Below are 22,472 nucleotides of genomic sequence, written 5' to 3'. Positions count from 1 at the left end.
TCAGGAAAGGCCTTCCTCAATGGCAGAGGAAGGCTTTTTTATTGGTCACGTGCAAGCTGACCACGGTGGATAAAGAGCAGCCAGGCTTGGATAGCGGCCGGTAAATGCGGATTTTCGGCCAGGATTTCGTAGCCGCCATGATGTTGACTTCTATTCTGAACCGGCTGCCCGGGCGGCGGTATGTGTTAGGGTTTTTTCTAGGAACTGCTGCGGCAGGGTGTCAATCCTCGGCCGGTGAAGTGGCAGCTACCCGCCTGCCGATAGCCGCCGCCCGAGTTACGGCCCCCGATTCGGTGGCTGCCCCGGCTTTACCCGACTCCTTGCGCCTCACGCCGCTGGCCCCCCTGGCCGCTGTACCCGATTCCCTGCACCGGGCCGTGCAGCAGCTGCATGCGCAGCTGGGACTAGAGGCGGCGCAACTGCGGCCAGAAGTGCTGGAACGGGCCTGCGTGGGCTACCTCACCCTGCGGAAAGCGGGCAAAATCAGCCAGCCCGGTATTCTGGCCGTGGCCGATATGGACTTGCCCTCCTCCGAAAAGCGGCTGTGGGTGCTGGATTTACGCAAGGCCGAGGTGCTCCAGAACAGCCACGTGGCCCACGGCCGGGGCTCGGGCCACCTGCGCGCCCGGCGCTTCTCCAACGTCCTGAAATCGGCCTGTACCGCGCTGGGCTTCTACCGCACTCAGGATACTTACCAGGGCAAGCACGGCCTTTCCCGCCGCCTGCGCGGCCTCGACGCGGGCCAGAACGACAACGCCCTGCGCCGCTACGTGGTGCTCCACGCCGCCGACTACGTGAGCCAGCAGCACCTGCAGCGCCACGGCCAGGCCGGCAACAGCCGCGGCTGCCCCGCCCTGCCCCCGGATCAATACCGAGCCATCATCCGCACGGTGGGGGAAGGCGGTTGCCTCTACCTCAGCGGCCCCGGCCTGGAATCAAAATGGCTCAACCCTGCAGTAGCAGCCCAGCAGCTGGCGGCGCGGGGGTGGCGGTAAAGCGCCTGTTATGAAATCCCCTAACCGTATCCGCGTCGACTTTGAGCGGCCAAGCCACGGTTGGCTGCCGGTTAAAGTCATTATGAATGACTTTGAGCTTACTATTAACGCTTCAGACGTTCCAATTAACCCCATATATCTGTTGTATTTAGCAATCCTTGATGTGGTTGATGGAATAGCGTCGAAGGTATGGTGGCATCTGGAGCCAGCTGGCTACTATTTCGATTTCACCCAGCCACAGCCGGGGCTATATCGTCTAGTTATCAGCTACCATTCCGATAGCCAAGTATCAGAATTTATGCACGAGACAAAAGGTAGCGCTGCCGACATCATCCTGCCTTTTTGCCGGGCCATCAAAAATCTGAATTCCTACAAGTATGACGAACAGGACTGGCCCAGCCTCGAAGGAATGCAATTAAATCGTCTGTCAAACGTTATGGAGTTACTGAAGAGAAGAGCGTAAAAAAGCCCCACCGGATGAATCCAGCGGGGCTTTTCAATTGCTACAGAACCAGGAATTATTTCACTACCACCTTCCGGCTCAGGTTCAGTTCGGGAACGGTGAGCTGGTACACACCGGCGGGCAGAGTGCGGGTTACGCGCAGACGCTGCTCGGTGGAGCCGGGGTACAGGCGCACGGATTGCTCGTGCACGGGGCGGCCCAGCAGGTCGATGAGGCGCAGGGTAGCGGCCATTTCCTTCGGCGACTGCACTACCACGTCAATCCGGTCGGCGGCGGTGGGGTTGGGGTACACGGCCAGATCGGCCCCGCTGACGGTAGCTTCCTTGGTGGCCGTGATGGTGGCTTCACGCAAAGCGGTGCTGGTGAGGACGGCCGGGGCGGTGTAAGTGGCTTTGATGAAAGCGCGCTGAGCCGGGTTGGTGGCTACCGCGTTTTTGGCGCGCAGCGTCAGCCAGCCGGTGGCCGTGGGGGTGTAGGTGCCCGTGAGGTTGCCGGTGCCGGTTTTGCTGCTCACGATGGTGCTTGTGCCGCTCACCAGCTCCACCGTAAGGCTGCGGGTGGCATCCGTCGGGAATAGGTTGTACGTCACGGCCTTGCCTGACTCCACGTAGATGCGGCCCGCCGTGCGGTAGGCCGTGGACGAAGCCGGCAGCTGCCCGCCCTGCTTCAGCGACGAGGCGTGCGAGTCGCCCAGGTCATCAGCCAGTTCCCACTCCTGGGTGGTAGTCATAGCGGCACGGTTGTAATTGGTGCCGATGCCGGTGGGAGCCCACACGGAGTAGCCCCGGCGGCCGCCGGCGGCTGTGCCGTTACAGGGCGGCGTGTTGATGCTCACCGTCTGCGAGCTGCTTACCGTCACGGTAGCGGTGCCGTTGGCCCCCGAGTAGTCTTTCAGCACTGTGCCGGGCGCAAAGTCGCAGGAAACGGTGTTGTTCTGCCAGGTATTCCAGTTATCGTTGATGCCGATAATGGCCTTGGTGCTCCGCTCAATTACCAAGTGGTCTGGGGCCTGGTAGCGCACTTTGTAGGCACCATCCTTAAACCGCAGGTTCTGGTGGCACCAGATCAGGTTTTCGATGTCGGAGCGCAGGGGCAGGTCCGTTGTGCTGGTAGGCTGGTGGGAATACCGCTTGCTGGTGTTGCCCACATTAAACAAGTCCTCGAAGAAAATCTGCGGGGAGCCATCCACGGCCAGCGCCGCTGCATACGCCGCCGACAAACGCCCGTCAAACGGGTCGATGTGGGGAGCCAGCTCCGAGCCGGTGTTCCAACCGGTGTAGTTGCCGTTGGCGTCCGTCTGGGGCCGGAACGTGTCGTGGTTGTTTACGAAGGGCACCGTGCGGTGCACGTAGGTACCATTGATGTTTACTACCCGCGTACCCTGCTGGTAGCCCGGCAGGCTACCCACATCAAAGTTGCCGCCCCCGCTCACGATGTTATACAGGCCGTTGCGCAGCGAAAAATCGAAGGTGCCGGCGCGGTTCTGTACGTTGGCCACCCAGCCGTCCATCTGGCCCGCGGAGCCTACCCATTCGCCCACGGCGTACATGGTAGCCCCGCCGCTGGCCCAGCCGGCATTGCTTTGCATGTTGTAGAGGAAGTCCTCCATGGCAAAGTCGGGGAAGTGCTTCACGGCGTCCAGACGCACCCCGTCAAAGCCCTCCTGCTTTTTGTACCATACCAGCCAATTGCGCACCCCATTGCGCATGTAGTCGGCACCCTGGGCTGGGTTGAAGGTGGCATTGGAGCTCTGGCCGTAGGAGCCGTTGTAGTAGCTCACATCGGGCCCGAAGTACACGGCGTTCCAGTCGCCGGAGGTGGAGTTGTTGCCAGGGTTGGGGTTGAAGTTTTGCCAGTTCTTGGAGAAGCGGCCGTTACGGGCCAGGTAGTTGGCGGCCGTTTCATCGGTAGCGGGCTTGGTGTAGCTCACGTACCGGAAGTTCTTGTACTTGCTGGTCGAGCCATCCTCCCAGGCGGCCGGGTCCTGGCCGCCGGCCCCGGTTTGCGAGCCGGCCCCGTCGTTGTGGTTCAGCACAATGTCCTGCACCACCTCAATGCCGTTGGCGTGCAGCACGGCCACGGCCCGCAGCAGTTCATCCTTGTTACCCAGGCGGGTACCGGTGAAGCCTTTTTGGTATTTATCCCCGAGGTCGTAGTTGTCGAAGGGTGAGTAGCCGTTGCCCTGGTTACCGTTCTTGATGCTGGGTGGCAGCCACACGGCGTCAATGCCCATGGCCTTCAGGCGCGGAGCCAGCAAGGCAATGTAATTGGCCCAGCCGTTGGGATAGTTGGAATTCCAGTAATCCCACCAATAGCCTTGGAGAATTACTTTTTGAGCGTTGGCGGGCTGTCCGCCCAGAACCAGGAGGGCAGCCGCGGCCAGGGTGAGCTTGCGCCACCACGTGGGAGTACCAGTGTGCATGTGGGAAATGTGGGAATTGGTTGGTGGGAAAAGTAACGACGTGCGGGAACGTCGGGAAGTGCGGGTTTGGGGTTCCTAATATCCGAAGTTAAATAGGAAAATGCCGATGTTGTATTGCTGGAAGATGGTAGTCTTTTAACAGGTTTTCATTGGGTAGGGGAATTTATCAGCTTTGAAAAACCTTATATTCAGGTACAGATTTCAGATGCCATCGTGCATCTGCAACGGCTAAAGCCTCGTAAAACCAGGCGTGCCTGTTCCGCTGAAGAGCGGGCGGGTACTTACCTAAACTTGAAACCGAACTGTGTCGATGGAAAACCAGAGTGTAGTGCGCCGTCAGCGCCTGAAGCGCCGGGCCCGCCGGATGGCGCGCCGCGTGTTGCCGTTTGTGGCCTCTTTGTTCCTGGCTACGCCGCTGGCCGCTCCCGTGCGCTCCAATGCTGCTGTTGCCGCTACTGAAACGCGCCTGCCAACTCCAGCCGCCACTAAAACCATGCTGTTCAGCCAACGCCTGCATGACCTGTATCGGGACCTGCGGGCAGAGGACCAGGGACTGCGCTTTGCGGTATTCGAAAAGGCCATGACCGGTTACCTAAATCTGCAGAAGCAGGGCCGACTGGCCGACAAGCAGCTGCTGACGGTGGTAGATTTTGAGTTGCCCTCCACCGAAAAGCGCCTGTGGGTATTGGACCTTGCAGCCAAGCAAGTGAAGTTTCACACGCTGGTGGCGCATGGGCACAACTCCGGTGAAAACATGGCGACGAACTTCTCCAACGAAAACGAGTCGAATATGAGCAGCCTGGGTTTCTACGTAACTCAGGGCGAGTACCAAGGTAAGCACGGCCGTAGCCTCAAGCTGAAAGGCCTTGATGAAGGCTACAACACCAACGCGCTTAGCCGCTCGGTAGTGATGCACGGTGCCGATTACGTAAGTGAGGAGTTTATCCGCCAGAATGGTCGCCTGGGACGTAGCCTTGGATGCCCAGCCCTGCCCATGGATCAGAAGGACGCCATCATTGAAGCCGTGGAAGGTCAGACCTGTTTGTTTTTGAATGGTCCTGATCAATCGTATTCGTCCAAGTATCTAAACCAGGATATTGCCGTCACCACGCTGCTGGATCGGGACAGCCAGATGATCTAGAATTCCGGATAGTAATGCACAACGGCCCGACTGCACCTGCAGCCGGGCCGTTTGTTTGTAGCACGTAGCGAAGATGCGCACCCGAGCCGCCGCAGGCGAGTAGCAGGGGTTCAAGCCTGCTGCGTAGGTACTCGCTTTGCTCGTGCGCGAAGCTGAACTGGGCACTACTGCGCTGATAGCCTCACGCCAAATTTACTGCCTACGGTTTCCAGGTCGTTGATGACTGCATCGAGCAACGGAATGCCGTCCAATAGGCGCACGGCCGAGGTTTCGCGCTCCGGGTCGCCGGGGATGAGCACGGATTTGCCGTCCACGGCCTGGGCCTGACGGAAAGTGGTAATCCAGTTGTCCATGTGGGCCTTGAACTCGTCGGCGGGGCGGAAGGCATCCACCCGCATGGCCCCGAAGAAGTGGCCCAGGCCCTGGCCCACGGGGTTGGCCGAGGGCTGCAGGAAGGCCACGAAGGGCGGCACCCAGGGGCCGTAGTTGGCCCCGCTGAGCACGGCCGAGAAGATATCAACCACCGCGCCCAGGCCGTAGCCCTTGTGCGAGCCGGTGGCCCCGCCCAGCGGCAGCAGCGCCCCGCCGTTCTTCACGGCGTTGGCATCGGTGGAACCCGTGCCCTGGGCATCCTGGGCCCAGCCTTCCGGAATGGGCAGGTTCTTGCGCTGGGCAATTTCGAGTTTGCCGTTGGCGGCGGTAGTGGTAGCCATGTCCAGCACGAAATCGGGCTGCTCGCCGGCGGGCACGGCCACGGCAATGGGGTTGGTGCCCAGCAGCCGCTCCAGCGAGTAGGTGGGGGCCACCAGCGGCGAGGCGTTGGTCATGGCAATGCCAATCATGTCGTGGGCCAGGGCCTGCATGGCGTGGTAGCCGGCAATGCCGAAGTGGTTGGAGTTCTTCACCGACACCCAGCCGGTGCCCACCTGCCGGGCTTTGTCCAGAGCCACCTGCATGGCGCGCGGACCTACCACCAGCCCAAGGCCCCCGTCGCCATCCACCACGGCGGTGCTGGGCGTTTCGTAGGTTACCCCGATGCGGGGCGTGGCGTTGATGCGGCCGGCTTCCCAGAGGCGCACGTAGCCAATCAGCCGGGCCACGCCGTGCGAGTCCACCCCGCGCAAATCGGCCGACAGCAGGGTTTCGGTGGCCAGCGTGGCATCAGCCTCCGGGCAGCCCATACCGCGGAACACGGCCTCGGTGAAGGAAAATAGCTGATTGTAGGAGAAGAGAGTCGGAGTCATGAGTGGCGTAGGCGTGTATCGGAAGCCTTCGGGTGGAATGCGTAAACAAGGCTGTCATTCCGAGCGAAGCGAGGAATCTGGGTTAGTACCTGAAGCCGTTTTCCAGATTCCCCGCTTCGCTCGGAATGACAGGTTAGTCTGCAGCAGAGCCGGCCAGCATTTCGGCCAGCAGCCCTTCCTTGAGGGCGTAGGCTGAGGTGCGCAGGTGGGTAATGCCGGTGAGGGTGAGCACGTAGTCGATGAGCACGGAGGCCACCACCAGCATGTCGGCGCGCATGGGCAGGATACCGGGCAGGGCGGCCCGCTCGGCGTGGGGCAGCGTGAGCAGCTGCGCGTAGCTGCGCCGGAAGCTGTCCATCGTCAGCTCGGTGTTCGGCGGCAGCTCGGCCTCGGTGCGCAGCCGGCCCAGTTGCATATCGGCCAGGCTGTCAAACGAGCCCGACGCACCCACCAGCCCTACCGGCCGGTGCTCCTGCACGGCGGCGGCCAGCGGGGCCAGCACCTGCTGCAGGTAGGCCTGTTCGGCCGCTACGGCCTCGGGCGGGAACACGCCGGCGGGCTCCGGGAAAAACCGGTCCAGCAGCCGCTGGGCCCCAATCTCAAAGCTCTGCTTCCAGAAAATGGTATCCTCGTTGGCAATGATAAACTCCACCGAGCCGCCACCGATGTCCATAATCAGGTGCTTGTCGGGGCCTAGGGGCACGGCCCGGCGCACCCCGGCGCAAATCAGCTCGGCCTCCCGGTCGCCGGCAATAACTTCCACCCGGATGCCGGTTTGCTCGAAGATGTCCTTCACCAGCTCGGGGCCGTTGCTGGTCACGCGCATGGCGCTGGTGGCGGTGGCGCGCACGTCGGTTACCTGGTGTAGTTCCATTTCCTCCTTGAAGCCGGCCAGCGTGTGCAGGGCCCTGGCGTAGGGCTCGGGGGCAATGTGACCCTTGCTGATGCCGCCCTCGCCCAAACGCACGCCCACCTTGGTGCGCAGCAGCGTAATGGGCTTGGCGTGGCGCGGCTCGGGCAGCTCCACAATCAGCAGATGGAAAGTGTTAGTGCCCATATCAATCAGGGCCAGGCGACGGTGGAGCATATCAGTTGCGAGTTGCGAGTTACCAGTTTCCAGTTGCAGTCGTTGGGTTGGTAGGTATCAGTGTTGGCTAAACAATCCCTGCCGAAAAGCAGAGACTTCATTGACCATAACTATCAACTGACAACCGGCAACTGAATTTAATTGCCGAACCGGCAGAACGTGCCCAGGGGCAGCTTGCGGCCGGCGCGGTCGTGCAGGTAAATTTCCCCGATTTCGCGGTTCTGGCGGGCCTGGGGGAAGATTTCGTGCACCAGGTTTTCCAGAATCAGGGCCGAGAAGCCCAGCGAGTAGAGGTTGATGAGGAAAAAGTGGTCCTCGGGGTCGAGTAGCTCTTTGCAGAGCTTGAGCATCTCGTTGAGCTCGTCTTCCAACTGCCACTTTTCGCCGTTGGGGCCGCGGCCGTAGGCGGGCGGGTCGAGGATGAGTCCCTGGTACTTGCTGCCGCGCTTTACCTCGCGCTTCACGTACTTCATGGCGTCCTCTACCAGCCAGCGCACCCCGTCGAGGTTGCTGGCTTCCATGTTGTCGCGGGCCCAGAAGTTCACCTGCTTCACTGAGTCGAGGTGGGTTACGTCGGCGCCGGCGGCGCGGGCGGCCAGGGTGGCGGCCCCGGTGTAGGCAAACAGGTTGAGCACGCGCGGCGTGGCGGCCCGGCGCTGGCGCGTCTGGTTGAAGATAAACTGCCAGTTGGGGTCCTGCTCCGGAAACAGCCCCACGTGCTTAAACGACGACATGCCCAGGCGGAACCGCAGCTTCAGCCCGTCGGGCCGCTCGTAGCCAATTACCCACTGCTCGGGCGTGCCGGGCTTGATTTTCCACTGTCCCCGTTCCTGGCTGCCCTTTTCGCGGGTGAAAATGGCGTTGGCGCGCTGCCACTCCGAGGCGGGCAGGTGCGGGTCCCAGATGGCCTGGGGCTCGGGCCGGGCCAGAATATGCTTGCCGAAGCGCTCCAGCTTCTCAAAGTTGCCGGCATCTATCAGCTCGTAATCGGCCCAGGGGCTGGTGGTCAGAAACGTGTACATGCCGCAAAGGTACGAATGGGTGGTTGGGTAGTTGGGTGGTTGGGTGGTTAGGTGGAGGGTCATTGCGAGGCGGAGCCGAAGCAATCCATCCTTTTCAGGGCGTAAACCCCGGAAGATCTGAAAAGCCCTTTAGGCCAGCCCAAACGTAAGGGCTTGGGAACAGGTCTGAGTGCCGGACTTAGTGAAGGACAGATTGCTTCGGCTCCGCCTCGCAATGACGGTTCAACCACCTAACCACCCAACCACCTAACAACCCTTCGTACCTTTGCCCCATGAGCACCACGCTGCACTTCCACAAATACCAGGGCACCGGCAACGACTTCGTGATGCTGGACGACCGGGGCCAGACGTTTGATATTGCCAACCACCAGCTGGTGCGCTTCCTCTGCGACCGGCGCCGGGGCATCGGGGCCGATGGGCTGATTCTGCTGCGGCCTCACGCCGCCTACGATTTCGAGATGGTGTACTTCAACGCCGACGGCTACGTGGGCTCCATGTGCGGCAACGGCGGTCGGTGCACCGTGGCCTTTGCCCGCCAGCTGGGCGTTATCGAAACCAGCACCCGCTTTCTGGCCGCCGACGGCCCCCACGAGGCCCGCATCGACGCCGACGGCACCGTGCACCTGCGTATGCAGGACGTGCTGGGCCAGCAGGAGGTGGAGGAATACGGCGTGTTCCTCGATACCGGCTCGCCTCACCTGGTGCGCTTCCAGCCCGCCAGCACCCTGGCCGAGCTGAACGTGTTTGCCGAGGGCCGCGCCATTCGCTACAACGAGCGGTTCCGCGAGAAGGGTACCAACGTGAACTTCGTGGAAAGCCCCTCGGCCCCCGACCAGCCCTGGCAGGTGCGCACCTACGAGCGGGGCGTGGAAGACGAAACCCTGAGCTGCGGCACCGGCGTCACGGCCGTGGCCCTGGCCGCCAGCAAGCGGGGCGCCAGCAGCCCCGTGCACCTGCGCACGCCCGGCGGCGACCTGCGCGTGGCCTTCGAGGCCCGGCCCGACGGCTCGTTCACCCACGTATTCCTCAGCGGCCCCGCCACCCACGTTTTCAGCGGCACGGTTGCCGTGTAGCGTTGTGCCAGTAGCGCGAGCCTCTGCTTCGGGTATCGTTGAATAGAAGAAGCGCATGTGCTTCCCTTGTCCGACGATACGTGAAGCAGAGGTTTCGCGCTACTGGCACAACCGACTTTTTCTCTTGCTTTATGCCTGATTATGAAGAATTCCTGACCGTTACCGACCTGAGCCTGACTGAGCGCGGGGCCACGGCCCTGCAGCACGTGAGCTTCCGGCTGCCAGCCGGGCGGCGGCTGGCGCTGGCGGGCGAGTCGGGGGCGGGCAAAAGCACGCTGCTGCAGTGCATTGCGGGTTTGGTGCAGCCCACGGGTGGCGAAATCCGGTTTGCGGGGCGGCGGGTGAAGGGGCCGCAGGAAGTGCTGGTGCCGGGCCACGACGGCATCGTGTATCTCTCGCAGAAATCCGACCTGCCCCACTCGTTGCGGGTGGAGCAGGTGCTGCGCTACGCCAACAAGCGCCCCGCCGCCGAAGCCGCCGCCGTGTACGGGGTCTGCCGCATTACGCACCTGCTGCCCCGCCGCACCGACCAGCTCTCGGGCGGCGAGCAGCAGCGGGTGGCGCTGGCGCGGCTGCTGCTCTCGGGGCCGCGCCTGCTGCTGCTGGATGAGCCCTTCTCCAACCTCGACCGGGTGCACAAGCAGCAGCTGCAAACCATTCTGCGGGAAGTAAGCGAGCAACTCAGCATCACCTGCCTGCTCGTCTCCCACGACCCCACCGATACGCTGCCCTGGGCCGAGGAAATTCTGGTGCTGCAGCAGGGCCGGCTGGTGCAGCAGGGCCCGCCCGAGCAGGTGTACCGCCAGCCCGTGAACGAGTACACCGCCGCCCTGTTCGGCGACTACAACCGCCTCCACGGCCCCGACCTGCGCGCGCTGCTGGCCGCCCCGCGCAGCCGCCTGCCCGCACCGGTGCTGCTGCTGCGCCCCGAGAGTCTCGTGCTGCACCCCGCCGGGGCCGCCGGCGTGCCGGCCCGCGTGCAGGCCGTGCGGTTTTTGGGGAGCTACTACGAAGTAGAAGTGGAGTTGCCGGCCGGTACCCACCTGCGTGTCCGCATAACGGCCGATCCGCCCGCCGTGGGCACCGCCGTAGCCGTAACCCCGGCCCCCGGTGCCGCGCTGGCGTTTGTGGCGGAGTAGCATCAAAAGCAGCCCGTGCCTCGGCAGGATTTTTGTCCGAGCCGAGGAAGGAGAGGCACGATGGGTTTTCACATTTGGCACATTCCAGCCACATTCCGCACATTAGCCCCCACATTCTCTTCCTCATGCTCCGCTCCGACCTGATTTTCCTGCGCCCTTTGGAAGCCGATGACTTGGAGTTCCTGTATGCGCTGGAAAACGACCCGGCGGTCTGGGGCGTGTCGGACACGCTGGCCCCGGTGTCGCGGCACGTGCTGCGGCAGTATCTGGATAGTGCCGCGGCTGATTTCTTCGAGGTACGGCAGCTGCGGCTGGTGATAGGGGAGGAAGCCACCGGCGCGGCCGTGGGCACGCTCGATGTGTTCGGATTTGAGCCCCTGCACCAGCGCGCCGGCGTGGGCATCACCATTCTGGCCGAATACCGGCGGCACGGCTACGCCCGGGCGGCGCTGGCGCTGCTGCTGCCCTACGCCCGCCAGGTGCTGCGCCTGCACCAGCTCCACTGTACCGTAGCCGCCGACAACGCGGCCAGCTTGCAGCTGTTTGCGGCGGCCGGGTTCCGGGAAGTGGGAGTGCGCCGGGAGTGGCTGCGTACGGCCGCGGGCTGGCAGGATGCCGTGGAGCTGCAGCGGCTGCTGGCCTGATTTCGCCTACCAGTAGGTGCTGAAACCAAGTAGCTACGCAGGTAGCTGCCGCTCTCGCATAATTGAACTAATGAGGTTAGCGCGAACAGGCCAAAAAATTAGTGCGACTCAACAATATCCTTTTAGGCAGGCGGGCGTATAGGTAATACCTGTTCGGGCAGTGGGCCTGTGTTGCTACCGGATAGGACCTGTCATTTCACGTCTGTCCTCCTTTATGCCGCTGTCCACAACTGCGGAGTCGCCGGTGCGCGCCTCCGCCGAATCTGCCTCTCAGTCCGTTGCCTCTGCTGTACCCGTACCCTATTCTTTACCCGACCTCGTTTGCTTTGCCCACTTGCATTGGGATTTTGTGTGGCAGCGGCCCCAGCACCTGATGTCGCGCTTTGCCCAGCACGGGCGGGTGTTTTACGTGGAGGAGGCTTTCTTTCACGCCGATGACCTGATTGAGCCCCACATGGAGGTGAAGGAACGCCAGCACGGCCTGAAGGTGCTGGTGGTGCACCTGCCTAACCGCCTGCGTGGCCCCGAGCAGGAAGCCGCCGCCGACCAGGCCCAGTTTCAGGTGCTCAGCCACTACTTCGCCGAGCAGGGCCTCACGCAGTACGTGTTCTGGTACTATACGCCCATGGCGTTGGGCAAGTCACGTCTCTTCAAGCCGGCCCTCACCGTGTACGACTGCATGGACGAGCTGGCCGCCTTCAAGTTTGCGCCGCCCGCTTTGCGTGAGCGGGAGCAGGAGCTGTTTGAGAAAGCCGATCTGGTCTTCACTGGCGGCCACACGCTCTACGAGGCCAAACGCCAGCAGCACCCCGATGCCCACCCTTTCCCCAGCAGCATCGACAAAGCCCACTTTGGCCAGGCCCGCCAGGAAATGCCCGAGCCCGCCGACCAGGCCGGTATTGCCCACCCGCGCGTGGGCTTCTTCGGGGTAGTAGATGAGCGTCTGGATATTGAGCTGCTGCGGCAACTGGCCGATGCTCACCCCGAGTGGCAGTTCGTCATTATTGGGCCGGTGGTGAAGATTGACCCCGCCACGCTGCCCCGCCAGCAGAACGTACACTATTTGGGCGGCAAGGATTATCAGGAACTACCCGCTTACCTGCGGGGTTGGGAGGTAGCCACGCTGCTGTTCGCCGACAACGAAAGCACGCGCTTCATCTCGCCCACCAAAACTCCGGAATACCTGGCCGCTGGCCGTCCCGTGGTGAGCACCCCTATCCGCGACGTGGTGCGGCCCTACGGCGACTTGAACCTCGTACAGATTGCCGCTACCGCCCCCGAGTTCGGGCAGGCCATCGAAAAGGCTCTGACCCAGACCCAGGACGCCGACTGGCGTCAACGCACCGACGACTACCTCGCCACCATCAGCTGGGACCAGACCTGGGACCAGATGGTAGCTCTCATGACCCGCAAACTGACCCCAGCCGTTACGGCTGCTATGGCTGCTACCCGTTAGTGCCTGCTCATCCGCGCTGAGTTATCCGCCTCCCGCCCCGATTTCCCCCATTCTTTCATCCTTCCCAAACATCGCTAGCTATGTTCGATTATCTCATCGTAGGGGCCGGTTTCGCCGGTAGTGTGCTGGCCGAGCGGCTGGCCACGCGTTCCAACAAGAAAGTACTCATTGTAGATAAGCGCAGCCACATTGCCGGCAACGCTTACGACCATTACAACGAAGAGGGTATTCTGGTCCACAAATACGGCCCGCATATCTTCCATACCAATTCCAAAGACGTTTTTGAGTACCTCTCCAATTTCACCGAGTGGCGCCCGTATGAGCACCGCGTGCTGGCCTCCGTGGATGGACAACTGGTACCCATGCCTATTAACCTCGACACTATCAACAAGCTCTACGGCCTCTCGCTAAACAGCTTTGAGGTGGAGCAGTTCTTTGAGTCACAGGCCGAAGAAGTACCCGTCATCCGGACCTCGGAAGACGTGGTGGTGAGCAAAGTAGGCCGCCAGCTCTACGAGAAGTTCTTCAAGAACTACACCCGCAAGCAGTGGGGCCTCGACCCCTCCGAACTGGACAAATCGGTAACGAGCCGCGTGCCTACCCGCACCAACCGCGACGACCGGTATTTCACCGACACGTACCAGGCCATGCCCCTGCACGGCTACACCCGCATGTTTGAGCGTCTGCTGGACCACCCCAACATCAAGGTGATGCTCAATACCGACTACCACGACATCATCGACTTCATTCCCTTCAAGGAAATGATTTTCACGGGCCCCGTGGACGAGTACTTCGACTTTAAGTACGGTAAGCTGCCCTACCGCTCCCTGGAGTTCAAGCATGAAACCCTGAACGTGGAGCAGCACCTGGCCGCGCCGGTAGTGAACTTCCCCAACGACAACCTCTACACCCGCATTACCGAGTTTAAGGCCCTCACCGGTCAGAAACACCCCAAAACGGCGCTGGTGTACGAGTACCCCAAGGCTGAGGGCGACCCGTACTACCCCGTGCCGCGCCTGGAAAATGCTGAGCTGTACAACAAGTACAAAAAGCTGGCCGACGAAACTCCCAACGTGCACTTTGTAGGCCGTCTGGCTACTTACAAGTACTATAATATGGACCAGGTGGTGGCCCAGGCTCTCACACTCTACAAAAAGCTCACGGAGAAGGAGGAAAGCCTGAAACCTAAGCTGCCTGCCATTGTAGGCTCCACGTCCATTATGGAAAAGCTGGTTCCCCGCGACCCGGCCAAGGAGTAGCGGAGAAATAGTCCTTGCGAGGATGCAGGACGAAGCAGTTCTCCCTTTTCGTCGCGAAGAGCATTGATTTTCTGAAAAGCCTCTAACGCTGAAATCAGGCGTCAGGGGCTTTTTCGTTTGTCTGGGCTCAGTCCTGCGTGAAGGACGGATTGCTTCGTCCTGCGTCCTGGCAAGAACAACGCTCAATCTGACAAGAAATCCGAAACCGCAAACCCCGCACACTCTTTGAGGTGCGGGGTTTGTCGTTTTGGGGGCCAGGGCGACGTGTTTACGGCAAACTAGCCGGGACTTTCCCGAAAAACGCCGTAAATTTGAGTTGCGCCCCGGCGTTTCAATTAAGGTAAAACCAGCATGTTTGATTTTCTAGGGAAAACCGTCGCCAAGATTTTCGGCTCCAAATCGGACCGGGACTTAAAGGAGATTGTACCGTATGTGGCGCTTGTAAACGCCGAATATGCCAAACTGGCACAACTCAGCGACGACGAGCTGCGCGCCCGCACGGATGAAGTACGGGCCCGCATCAACGCTCACCTGAAAGCCATCGACGACCAGATTGCCAGCCTGCACGCCCGTGTGAACGAGGATGCTTCGCTGGATGCTGTGCAAAAAGAGCAGCTGTTCGACCAGATTGACGTGCTGGAAAAGCAGCGCAACAAGGAGCTGGAAGTGGTACTGATGGAAGTGCTACCGGTAGGCTTTGCCATCTGCAAGGAAACCGCCCGCCGCTACACCCAGAACGGCCAGCTGGTAGTTACCGCCACCGATTACGACCGGGAATACGCCAGCCGCAAGCCCAACGTGCGCATCGAGGGCGACCTGGCCATCTGGAGCAATAAGTGGCTGGCCGCTGGTGCCGAGGTAACCTGGGACATGATTCACTACGACGTGCAGATCATTGGCGGCGTGGTGCTGCACCAGGGCAAGATTTCGGAAATGGCTACCGGTGAGGGTAAAACCCTCGTGTCGACCTTGCCGGCCTTCCTGAACTCCCTGGCCAAGCGTGGCGTGCACCTGGTTACGGTGAACGACTACCTGGCCAAGCGCGACTCGGAGTGGAATGCGCCGCTGTTCGAGTTTCACGGCATTACCGTGGACTGCATCGACAAGCACCAGCCCAACACCGACGCCCGCCGCAAAGCCTACCTGGCCGACATTACCTACGGCACCAACAACGAGTTCGGCTTCGATTACCTGCGCGACAACATGGCCCGCGACCCCGAGGAGCTGGTGCAGCGCCGCCACCACTACGCCATGGTGGACGAAGTGGACTCCGTGCTGATTGACGATGCCCGGACCCCGCTCATCATCTCTGGCCCCGTGCCCCGCGGTGATGTGCACGAGTTCTACCAGCTCAAGCCCCGCATTCAGAAGCTGGTGGAGGCCCAGAAAAAGCAGGTGCAGAACTACCTGGTAGAGGCCCGCAAGCTCATCAAGGAAGGCAACGACGGCCCCAAGGAGGGCGAAGGCGGCCTGATGCTGTTCCGCGCCCACCGCGGCCTGCCCAAGAGCAAGCCCCTCATCAAGTTTCTCTCGGAAACTGGTATGCGGGCCGTGCTCCAGAAAACGGAGAACTACTACCTGCAGGACAACCAGCGCCAGATGCCCAAGGCCGATGAGCCGCTGTTCTTCACCATCGACGAGAAAAACAACCAGATTGAGCTGACCGAAAAGGGCGTTGACCTGATTACCGGCGAGGGCGAAGACCACAGCTTCTTCATCATGCCCGATATCGGCTCGGAGCTGGCCAGCATCGAGAAAGACCAGAGCCTGAGCGGCGAAGACAAGCTGCACCGGAAGGAAAAGGTGATGGACGACTTCCAGGTGAAGTCGGAGCGCATCCACACCATCAACCAGCTGCTGAAAGCCTATACGCTGTTCGAGAAGGATGACCAGTACATCCTCACCGACGACGGCAAGGTGAAGATTGTGGACGAGCAAACCGGCCGCGTAATGGAAGGCCGCCGCTACTCCGACGGTCTGCACCAAGCCATTGAGGCCAAGGAAAACGTGCGCGTGGAAGACGCCACCCAGACCTACGCCACCGTGACGCTGCAGAACTACTTCCGCATGTACCACAAGCTGGGCGGCATGACGGGTACGGCCGAAACCGAGGCCGGCGAGTTCTGGGAAATCTACAAGCTCGACGTGGTAGTAATTCCCACCAACCGCGGCATCCAGCGCAAGGACGAGCACGACAAGGTGTACAAGACGGTTCGCGAGAAGTACAACGCCGTAGCCGAGGAAATCCAGACGCTGGTGAAAGCCGGCCGTCCGGTGCTGGTGGGTACGACCAGCGTGGAAATTTCGGAGCTGGTGAGCCGCATGCTCAAGCTGCGCAACATCCCGCACCAGGTACTCAACGCCAAGCAGAACCAGCGCGAAGCCGAAATTGTGGCCGCCGCCGGCTACCCCGGCACCGTGACCATTGCCACCAACATGGCCGGCCGGGGTACCGACATCAAGCTGAAGGAAACCTCCAAGGAAGCGGGCGGGCTGGCCATCATCGGCACCGAGCGGCACGAGTCGCGCCGCGTGGACCGCCAGCTGCGGGGCCGCGCCGGCCGCCAGGGCGACCCGGGCTCCTCACAGTTCTTCGTTTCGCTGGAAGACAACCTGATGCGTTTGTTCGGCTCCGACCGCATTGCCAAGCTCATGGACCGCATGGGTCTGGAGGAAGGCGAGGTGATTCAGCACTCCATGATTACCAGCTCCATTGAGCGGGCGCAGAAGAAAGTGGAGGAAAACAACTTCGGTATCCGCAAGCGCCTGCTGGAGTACGACGACGTAATGAACGCCCAGCGCGAAGTGGTGTACAAGCGCCGCCGCAACGCGCTGCACGGGGAGCGGCTGGAGCTGGACATCTGGAATATGATCTACGATGTCTGCGAGGACATCGTGGTGGGCCACAAAGGCAACAACGACTTCGAGGACTTCAAGCTGGCCATCATTCGGGTGTTTGGTTACGATACCCACCTGACGGCCCAGGACCTGGGCGGCATGTCGGCCGGCCCGCTTACCCAGAAGCTCTACGACGAGGCGCTGGGCTACTACCACAGCAAAAACGAGTTCATCGGCAATAACTCCATGCCGCTGATCAACGACCTGCTGAGCCAGAACGCACCCTACGAGAACATTGCCATTCCCTTCACCGACGGCCGCAAGCAGATTCAGGCCGTAGCTAACCTGCGCCGGGCGCAGGCCACGCAGGGTCAGGAAATCATCCGGGGCATGGAAAAGGTCGTGGTGCTGTCGGTTATCGACGAGGCCTGGACCAAGCACCTGCGCGCCATGGACGACCTGAAACAGGTGGTGCAGAATGCCGTGTACGAGCAGAAAGACCCACTGCTGGTGTACAAGTTCGAGTCGTTCGAGCTGTTCAAGCAGATGATCAGCAAGGTGAACGAGGACACCATCCAGTTCCTGTTCCGCGCCGATGTGCCTATGCAGCCCGGCCAGGATGGCTACGACGAGCCGGAATACTTTACCGAAGATGAACTGCCCGTAGCCCCGCCCCAGCCCAAGCTGAAAGCGGAGAAAGAGGTTTCGTCGGTTTCGCTTGGGGCCGGCCCCGAGGACCTGGAGCAGGACGGTGCCCAAGTGCTGGAAAAACAGTCGCCCGCCAAGTCGCAGAAGATTGCCAACCGCAACGAGAAGGTAAGCGTGCAGTACATGGACGGCCGCATCGTGCGCGACGTGAAGTTCAAATCAGTGGAAGACGACCTGCTCAACGACCGGGCCGTGCTCATCGACTAGGCTCACGGATTTTTCGGATTCATTTTCGGATTTCCACGGATTTCGTGGACGATTTAAAACCGCCCCGGTCGCAACGCCGGGGCGGTTTTTTGTAGCGTGTAGCCCTGCTTCGCACACAAGCGAAGCGAGTTTCTGCGCGTGTGAACCATATGCCTGTTACTCGCTTTGCTCGTGCGCGAAGCAGAGCTGCGCGCTACTCGTACCTTTGCCCTCGTGAACCTCGCCCCCTACATCGACCACACGCTGCTGAAGCCGGATGCCACGCCGGAGCAGATTGCCCGGCTTTGCGCCGAAGCTGCCCACTACCGTTTTGCCAGCGTGTGCGTGCCGCCCTGCTACGTGCGGCTGGCGGCCGAGGAGCTGCACGGCTCCGGCGTACCGGTGTGTACGGTTATCGGCTTTCCGCTGGGCTACTCCCTGGCTAAAGTGAAGTTCTTCGAGGCGCACCAGGCGCTGGCCGAAGGCGCTACCGAGCTGGACATGGTGATAAACGTGGGGGCGCTGAAGGCCGGTCGGCTGGAAGAAGTGGAGGAGGAAATCGGGCAGCTCACCGAACTGTGCCACCTGCGCGGGGCCTTGCTCAAAGTCATCATTGAAACGGCCCTGCTGACAGAGCAGGAAATTGTAACAGCCTGCCGCCTGTGCGAAGAAGCCGGGGCCGACTTCGTAAAGACTTCTACCGGCTTTGCCAGCCGCGGGGCCTCGGTGGCCGATATTGCGCTGATGCGCCGGTCGTTGCCCGCGCATATTCGTATCAAAGCCTCGGGCGGTATCCGGGAGCGGGCGTTTGCCCTGGCGCTGGTGCAGGCCGGTGCCGACCGGATTGGTTCCTCCAATAGTCTGGCTTTAGTGGCCGAATCTTCCCATGAAACATCTGCTACGTAACGTGCTGCTGCTGTCTGCCCTATTTTCACTTGGTGCCTGCGCCGGTTCGGGGCCAGCTGCTCCGGCTGCCTCCACTGCGCCTGATACCACGCGCAAAGCCACTACGGTACCAGCCACCACGCCCGCTGCCGAGGACCTGAGCCGCTACCGGCCGGTATTTGCTGCTCCCAAGGTATCTGCCACGGTTTCGGCGGCACCCGCTCGCCCCGTAACGCCTACCAACCAGGTAAATGCTCAGGTAGAGCAGCGCCTGCGTGACCAGGCCTACACTAACCAGCAGGTGAAGTATGCTCAAGGCTTCCGCATTCTGGCCTACGTGGGGTTGGAGAAGGAGCAGGCCATGGCTATCCGCCGCTCAGTTATCAGCCGCTACCCCGAGGAAACCGACTACCTCACCTTCAAGCAGCCTATTTTTCGCCTCTGGATTGGTGACTACCTGACCCGGCTGGAGGCGGAGCAGGCGCTGCTGCGCATCCGGCCGCTGGCACCCAAAGCTGAGCTGGAATCGGCCCAGGTTATCATCAACAAGACCGCCTATTAGTCAGCTGGGCCGCGTGGGGCCGATACACCTTCGGTATGGCAAGTATGCGCCAATTGCAGTGGGATGAGCTGGACCTGTTACAGGGGCTGGAAGTGGTTCCCACTGAAAACGACAACGGCGGCCTGCAGTTTGAGGTAACCGAGGCCGGCCTGAAGCTGCTGGTAACGCTCTGGCCCCATGCCGGCGTGGTGGATGTCACGCTGGTGCACCAGGCCACCCGGGCCATTCTGCTGGATTTTACGGTGGCTGTGCGCGGCCGTATCCGCTACAACAACGACAAGCGCGGCCAGTATCTGGAGTTTCCGGATTGCGTGCTGGTGAGCCGTATATCCTTTTCTTTGGAGCAGGATGAGGCCGCGTTTAATCCCAATACCTTCGGCCGGCCCATGCTCCTGGCGGTGCGCCCGTACCCCAGCGTCCTGTTCGAATAATTGCTGCCGACCCGGCTGCCCGGTGGGAGCTTTTGTACCAGTCGGTGCGGCGTAGTCGTTTACGTTTTTACTTGTTCTGCAGCTGCAGCCTTGCCTTATGCTTCATCTGATACCCCGCATCAAAACGCTGGCCGCCAAGGCCGCCGCCGATACCGTAGCCCTGCGTCAGCACCTGCACGCCCACCCGGAGCTGTCGTTCCAGGAGCACAACACAGTGGCCTTCGTCACGGAGCAGCTGCGCAAGCTGGGCCTGGAGCCGCAGCCCATTGCCGGTACCGGGGTGGTGGCTCTGGTAGAAGGCCGCAACCCGGGCAAGCGCACCGTAGCCCTGCGCGCCGATATGGACGCGCTACCCATTACAGAGCAGAATGAGGTGCCCTACAAATCAACCAACCCCGGCGTGATGCACGCCTGCGGCCACGATGTGCACACGGCTTCCCTGCTGGGCGTGGCCCGTATTCTGGTGGCGCTGAAAGACGAGTTTGATGGCACCGTGAAGCTCATGTTTCAGCCCGGCGAGGAGCTGCTGCCCGGCGGCGCTTCGTTGATGATCAAGGAAGGCGTGCTGGAAAACCCCAAGCCAGCCAGCGTACTGGGTCAGCACGTGTTTCCGCGCCTGCCGGCCGGCAAAGTGGGCCTGCGCGCCGGCCGCTACATGGCCAGCACCGACGAGCTGTACCTGACCGTGCGCGGCAAAGGGGGCCACGGAGCCATGCCCGAACAGAACATCGACCCCGTGCTGGTGGCCGCCCATATCATTGTGGCCGCTCAGCAGATTGTAAGCCGCCGCGCCAACCCCAAACTGCCCTCGGTGCTGTCGTTTGGGAAAGTCATTGCCCAGGGAGCCACCAACGTCATCCCGAATGAGGTGTACCTGGAAGGCACGTTCCGCACCCTGAACGAGGAGTGGCGCAACGAGGCCCATGAGCACCTGCGCCGCCTCTGCGAAGGGCTGGCCGAGAGCATGGGTGCCACCTGTGAGCTGGAAATCCGCCGCGGCTACCCCTACCTGGAAAACGAGCCTGCCCTCACCGCCCGCACCGAGCAGGCCGCCGTGGAGTACCTGGGCCGCGAAAACGTGGTGGAGTTGGACCAGTGGATGGCCGCCGAGGACTTCGCCTATTTCAGCCAGGCCGCCAGCGCCTGCTTCTACCGTCTGGGCACCGCCGCCGCCGATGGCAGTGGCCGCTTCACGTCCTCCGTGCATACGCCCACCTTCGATATCGACGCTCAGGCCCTGGAAACCGGCCCCGGGCTGATGGCCTGGCTGGCACTGCGGGAGCTGGCGGAGTAATTTGCCTTGGCCTCGCTTTGTAAATTTTAATCATACTGATAAACAATGCGTTATTTTTTAATTGGCTTGCTGGCAAGTGCCTCTCTGTTCGGTGCTTCATCCGCGCTGGCGCAGCGTCGCTTCGTAAGTGACCTGATGGTGTTACCGCAGGTTCAGGCTGAATATTCCTTGAAAGGAGATGACTACGTATTCGCGGCCTTCAATCTGATTCCGAATATTTATTCGAATACTTCGGTGGGGAGTACCTTCCTGGGAGGAGAATTCAGGATTGGCTACGAGCATCTCTGGAATACTAGCTGGAGTGGGGGTGGACGGTTGTTTGCGAGTAGTCTGGAGTATGAGCAGCTGGAGCCAGAGCTATTCGTCCGTCACTGGAACGCCTTCGGTAGCGTTAATTTTCGGCAGCGGCTGGGTCTGCGCTATCGAATTCCACTCAGCGGCCCGGAGGAACGCGCTTTAGCCGGCTTGCGCCTAGATGTGGACCGGATTTTTCCGCTGGGCAGCAGTGGGCTGGCCCTACGCCCGCGCATAGCTGTGGAACCCGTGGCTTACCTGCGTTTCCAGCGCGAGGACTATGAGGCCAAGGAGCCCTTCCTGGATTTCTCGGAGCTGCGCGGGGAAGTAAGCGTGCGTCTCTCGCCCCGCTTTGATTTCACGCCCTGGGTAGCTTGGCAGAACAGCTACTTCATCGGGCAGCCCCAGTTCAACCCCGATGGCAGCGTGAAAATCCCCGGCGGCAATGGCCGGATTGTGCAGCCGGTACTCGGCCTCGATATGCGCGTCACGCTGGGTCAGCGCGCTACGGATACCAGCCGCCGCCAGCTGCCGACGCAATACTAATGTCATAATGTCTGGTTGTGCCTGCCTATTGTTTCTCTGTTTGCGGCTTGTTTAAGGCTTTTTTGCGTGATATAATGACAAATGAGGGCTCTGTTATAAAAATATAAAGACATAATGTCATTAAAAGTCGATTGGTATAGGATTTATAGGGATAGGGTTGTCCGCGCAGTAGCGGCGGACACTCCTCTTTAACTTTAAACTCCATACTACCATGGCAACTCTGCTGTATAACAACCGCCCCGCCCGCGCTTTCAATTCGGTTCTCAGTGAAATGCTGCGCGACACGCTGCCTGCCCTCAATGAGCCGGTAAAAACCTTTGTTCCTCAGGCCGACGTGCTGGAAGGCCCCGCTGGGTTCGAACTGCACTTGCTGCTCCCAGGGGTGGCGAAGGAAGACGTGAAAATTGACTTCCAGGACAGCCAGCTTACCATCAGCGGGGAGCGCAAAGCTCCGGAAAGCACGGATGAGCAGACCCCGAAATTCCGCCGCGTAGAGTCGGGTTACGGCAGCTTCTCCCGCAGCTTCCGCCTGCCCGATACGGTGGAGGTAACGGCCATTGAGGCCGAGCTGACCAACGGCATCCTGCGCCTGCAACTGCCCTTCGATAGTAAGAAGGTAACCAAGCATCAGATAGAGGTGCGCTAGTAATTCTGCAAAAGGGGCACCCGAAACGGTGCCTTTTTTGTTTACTGCCCGTGCAGCAACTGAGGACCTTAGCGAATAATCTACCAACGGGTGCTTTTCCTCCTTCAACACCCATGCAACCGGACACCAATCAGCTG

At 61.1% G+C, this 22,472-nt stretch carries 19 protein-coding genes; 15 read left to right on the top strand and 4 right to left on the bottom strand.

Annotated features, from left to right (window positions below; all coding sequences use genetic code 11):
* The first annotated feature begins 137 nt into the window (after positions 1-137).
* On the top strand, positions 138-995 hold the full coding sequence (locus tag ACN19L_RS08975; protein WP_426493173.1) for a murein L,D-transpeptidase catalytic domain family protein: 858 nt from the start codon (positions 138-140) through the stop codon (positions 993-995).
* Positions 996-1,005: 10 nt separating this feature from the next.
* A complete protein-coding gene (locus ACN19L_RS08970) occupies positions 1,006-1,458 on the top strand; it encodes a hypothetical protein (protein ID WP_426493172.1) in 453 nt (150 codons plus the stop codon).
* Between the two features lie 55 nt (positions 1,459-1,513).
* Here the strand turns inward: ACN19L_RS08970 and ACN19L_RS08965 are convergent, their stop codons facing one another.
* Positions 1,514-3,880, bottom strand: a complete 2,367-nt coding sequence (locus ACN19L_RS08965) for an alpha-amylase family glycosyl hydrolase (protein WP_426493171.1) — start codon at positions 3,878-3,880, stop codon at positions 1,514-1,516.
* A gap of 310 nt (positions 3,881-4,190) precedes the next feature.
* Here ACN19L_RS08965 and ACN19L_RS08960 point away from each other — a divergent pair, with 310 nt between their 5' ends.
* Positions 4,191-5,021 carry a murein L,D-transpeptidase catalytic domain family protein gene (locus ACN19L_RS08960; protein WP_426493170.1) on the top strand — a complete coding sequence of 277 codons (831 nt, stop codon included), beginning with the start codon at positions 4,191-4,193 and terminating at the stop codon, positions 5,019-5,021.
* A 164-nt stretch (positions 5,022-5,185) separates the two neighbouring features.
* Here the strand turns inward: ACN19L_RS08960 and ACN19L_RS08955 are convergent, their stop codons facing one another.
* The 3 genes from ACN19L_RS08955 to ACN19L_RS08945 form a co-directional block, all read right to left on the bottom strand.
* Positions 5,186-6,265 carry an Ldh family oxidoreductase gene (locus tag ACN19L_RS08955; RefSeq protein WP_426493169.1) on the bottom strand — a complete coding sequence of 360 codons (1,080 nt, stop codon included), beginning with the start codon at positions 6,263-6,265 and terminating at the stop codon, positions 5,186-5,188.
* A 133-nt stretch (positions 6,266-6,398) separates the two neighbouring features.
* A complete protein-coding gene (locus tag ACN19L_RS08950) occupies positions 6,399-7,352 on the bottom strand; it encodes a phosphatase (protein WP_426493168.1) in 954 nt (317 codons plus the stop codon).
* A gap of 137 nt (positions 7,353-7,489) precedes the next feature.
* A complete protein-coding gene (locus tag ACN19L_RS08945; protein WP_426493572.1) occupies positions 7,490-8,374 on the bottom strand; it encodes a class I SAM-dependent methyltransferase in 885 nt (294 codons plus the stop codon).
* 272 nt (positions 8,375-8,646) lie between these two features.
* Here ACN19L_RS08945 and dapF point away from each other — a divergent pair, with 272 nt between their 5' ends.
* From dapF to ACN19L_RS08885, 12 genes are all read left to right on the top strand, one after another.
* On the top strand, positions 8,647-9,447 hold the full coding sequence (dapF, locus tag ACN19L_RS08940) for a diaminopimelate epimerase (protein ID WP_125417696.1): 801 nt from the start codon (positions 8,647-8,649) through the stop codon (positions 9,445-9,447).
* 131 nt (positions 9,448-9,578) lie between these two features.
* On the top strand, positions 9,579-10,586 hold the full coding sequence (locus tag ACN19L_RS08935) for an ABC transporter ATP-binding protein (protein ID WP_426493167.1): 1,008 nt from the start codon (positions 9,579-9,581) through the stop codon (positions 10,584-10,586).
* A gap of 125 nt (positions 10,587-10,711) precedes the next feature.
* Positions 10,712-11,230: a GNAT family N-acetyltransferase gene (locus tag ACN19L_RS08930; protein ID WP_426493166.1), complete on the top strand. Its 519-nt coding sequence runs from the start codon at positions 10,712-10,714 to the stop codon at positions 11,228-11,230.
* 214 nt (positions 11,231-11,444) lie between these two features.
* The gene (locus tag ACN19L_RS08925; RefSeq protein WP_426493165.1) at positions 11,445-12,686 is read left to right on the top strand and encodes a glycosyltransferase family 1 protein; all 1,242 of its coding nucleotides are present in this window, start codon (positions 11,445-11,447) and stop codon (positions 12,684-12,686) included.
* Between the two features lie 80 nt (positions 12,687-12,766).
* Entirely contained in the window at positions 12,767-13,945 is a 1,179-nt protein-coding gene (glf, locus tag ACN19L_RS08920) for a UDP-galactopyranose mutase (RefSeq protein ID WP_426493164.1), read from the top strand.
* Between the two features lie 351 nt (positions 13,946-14,296).
* Positions 14,297-17,698, top strand: a complete 3,402-nt coding sequence (gene secA / locus ACN19L_RS08915) for a preprotein translocase subunit SecA (RefSeq protein ID WP_426493163.1) — start codon at positions 14,297-14,299, stop codon at positions 17,696-17,698.
* A gap of 171 nt (positions 17,699-17,869) precedes the next feature.
* The gene (gene deoC / locus ACN19L_RS08910) at positions 17,870-18,583 is read left to right on the top strand and encodes a deoxyribose-phosphate aldolase (protein ID WP_426493162.1); all 714 of its coding nucleotides are present in this window, start codon (positions 17,870-17,872) and stop codon (positions 18,581-18,583) included.
* On the top strand, positions 18,564-19,124 hold the full coding sequence (locus ACN19L_RS08905) for a sporulation protein (RefSeq protein WP_426493161.1): 561 nt from the start codon (positions 18,564-18,566) through the stop codon (positions 19,122-19,124). The genes deoC and ACN19L_RS08905 overlap by 20 nt, the downstream gene beginning before the upstream one ends.
* A gap of 44 nt (positions 19,125-19,168) precedes the next feature.
* Positions 19,169-19,555, top strand: coding sequence for a hypothetical protein (locus tag ACN19L_RS08900; protein WP_426493160.1), 387 nt, complete (start codon positions 19,169-19,171; stop codon positions 19,553-19,555).
* Positions 19,556-19,652: 97 nt separating this feature from the next.
* A complete protein-coding gene (locus ACN19L_RS08895; RefSeq protein WP_426493159.1) occupies positions 19,653-20,849 on the top strand; it encodes a M20 metallopeptidase family protein in 1,197 nt (398 codons plus the stop codon).
* A gap of 45 nt (positions 20,850-20,894) precedes the next feature.
* A complete protein-coding gene (locus ACN19L_RS08890; RefSeq protein WP_426493158.1) occupies positions 20,895-21,689 on the top strand; it encodes a hypothetical protein in 795 nt (264 codons plus the stop codon).
* Between the two features lie 211 nt (positions 21,690-21,900).
* Positions 21,901-22,335, top strand: a complete 435-nt coding sequence (locus tag ACN19L_RS08885) for an Hsp20/alpha crystallin family protein (RefSeq protein ID WP_125427727.1) — start codon at positions 21,901-21,903, stop codon at positions 22,333-22,335.
* The last annotated feature ends 137 nt before the right edge of the window (positions 22,336-22,472 follow it).

This window comes from Hymenobacter sp. 102, from assembly GCF_049949205.1.
Taxonomy (GTDB): Bacteria; Bacteroidota; Bacteroidia; order Cytophagales; family Hymenobacteraceae; genus Hymenobacter.
This window is presented reverse-complemented; position numbering and strand designations above follow the sequence as displayed.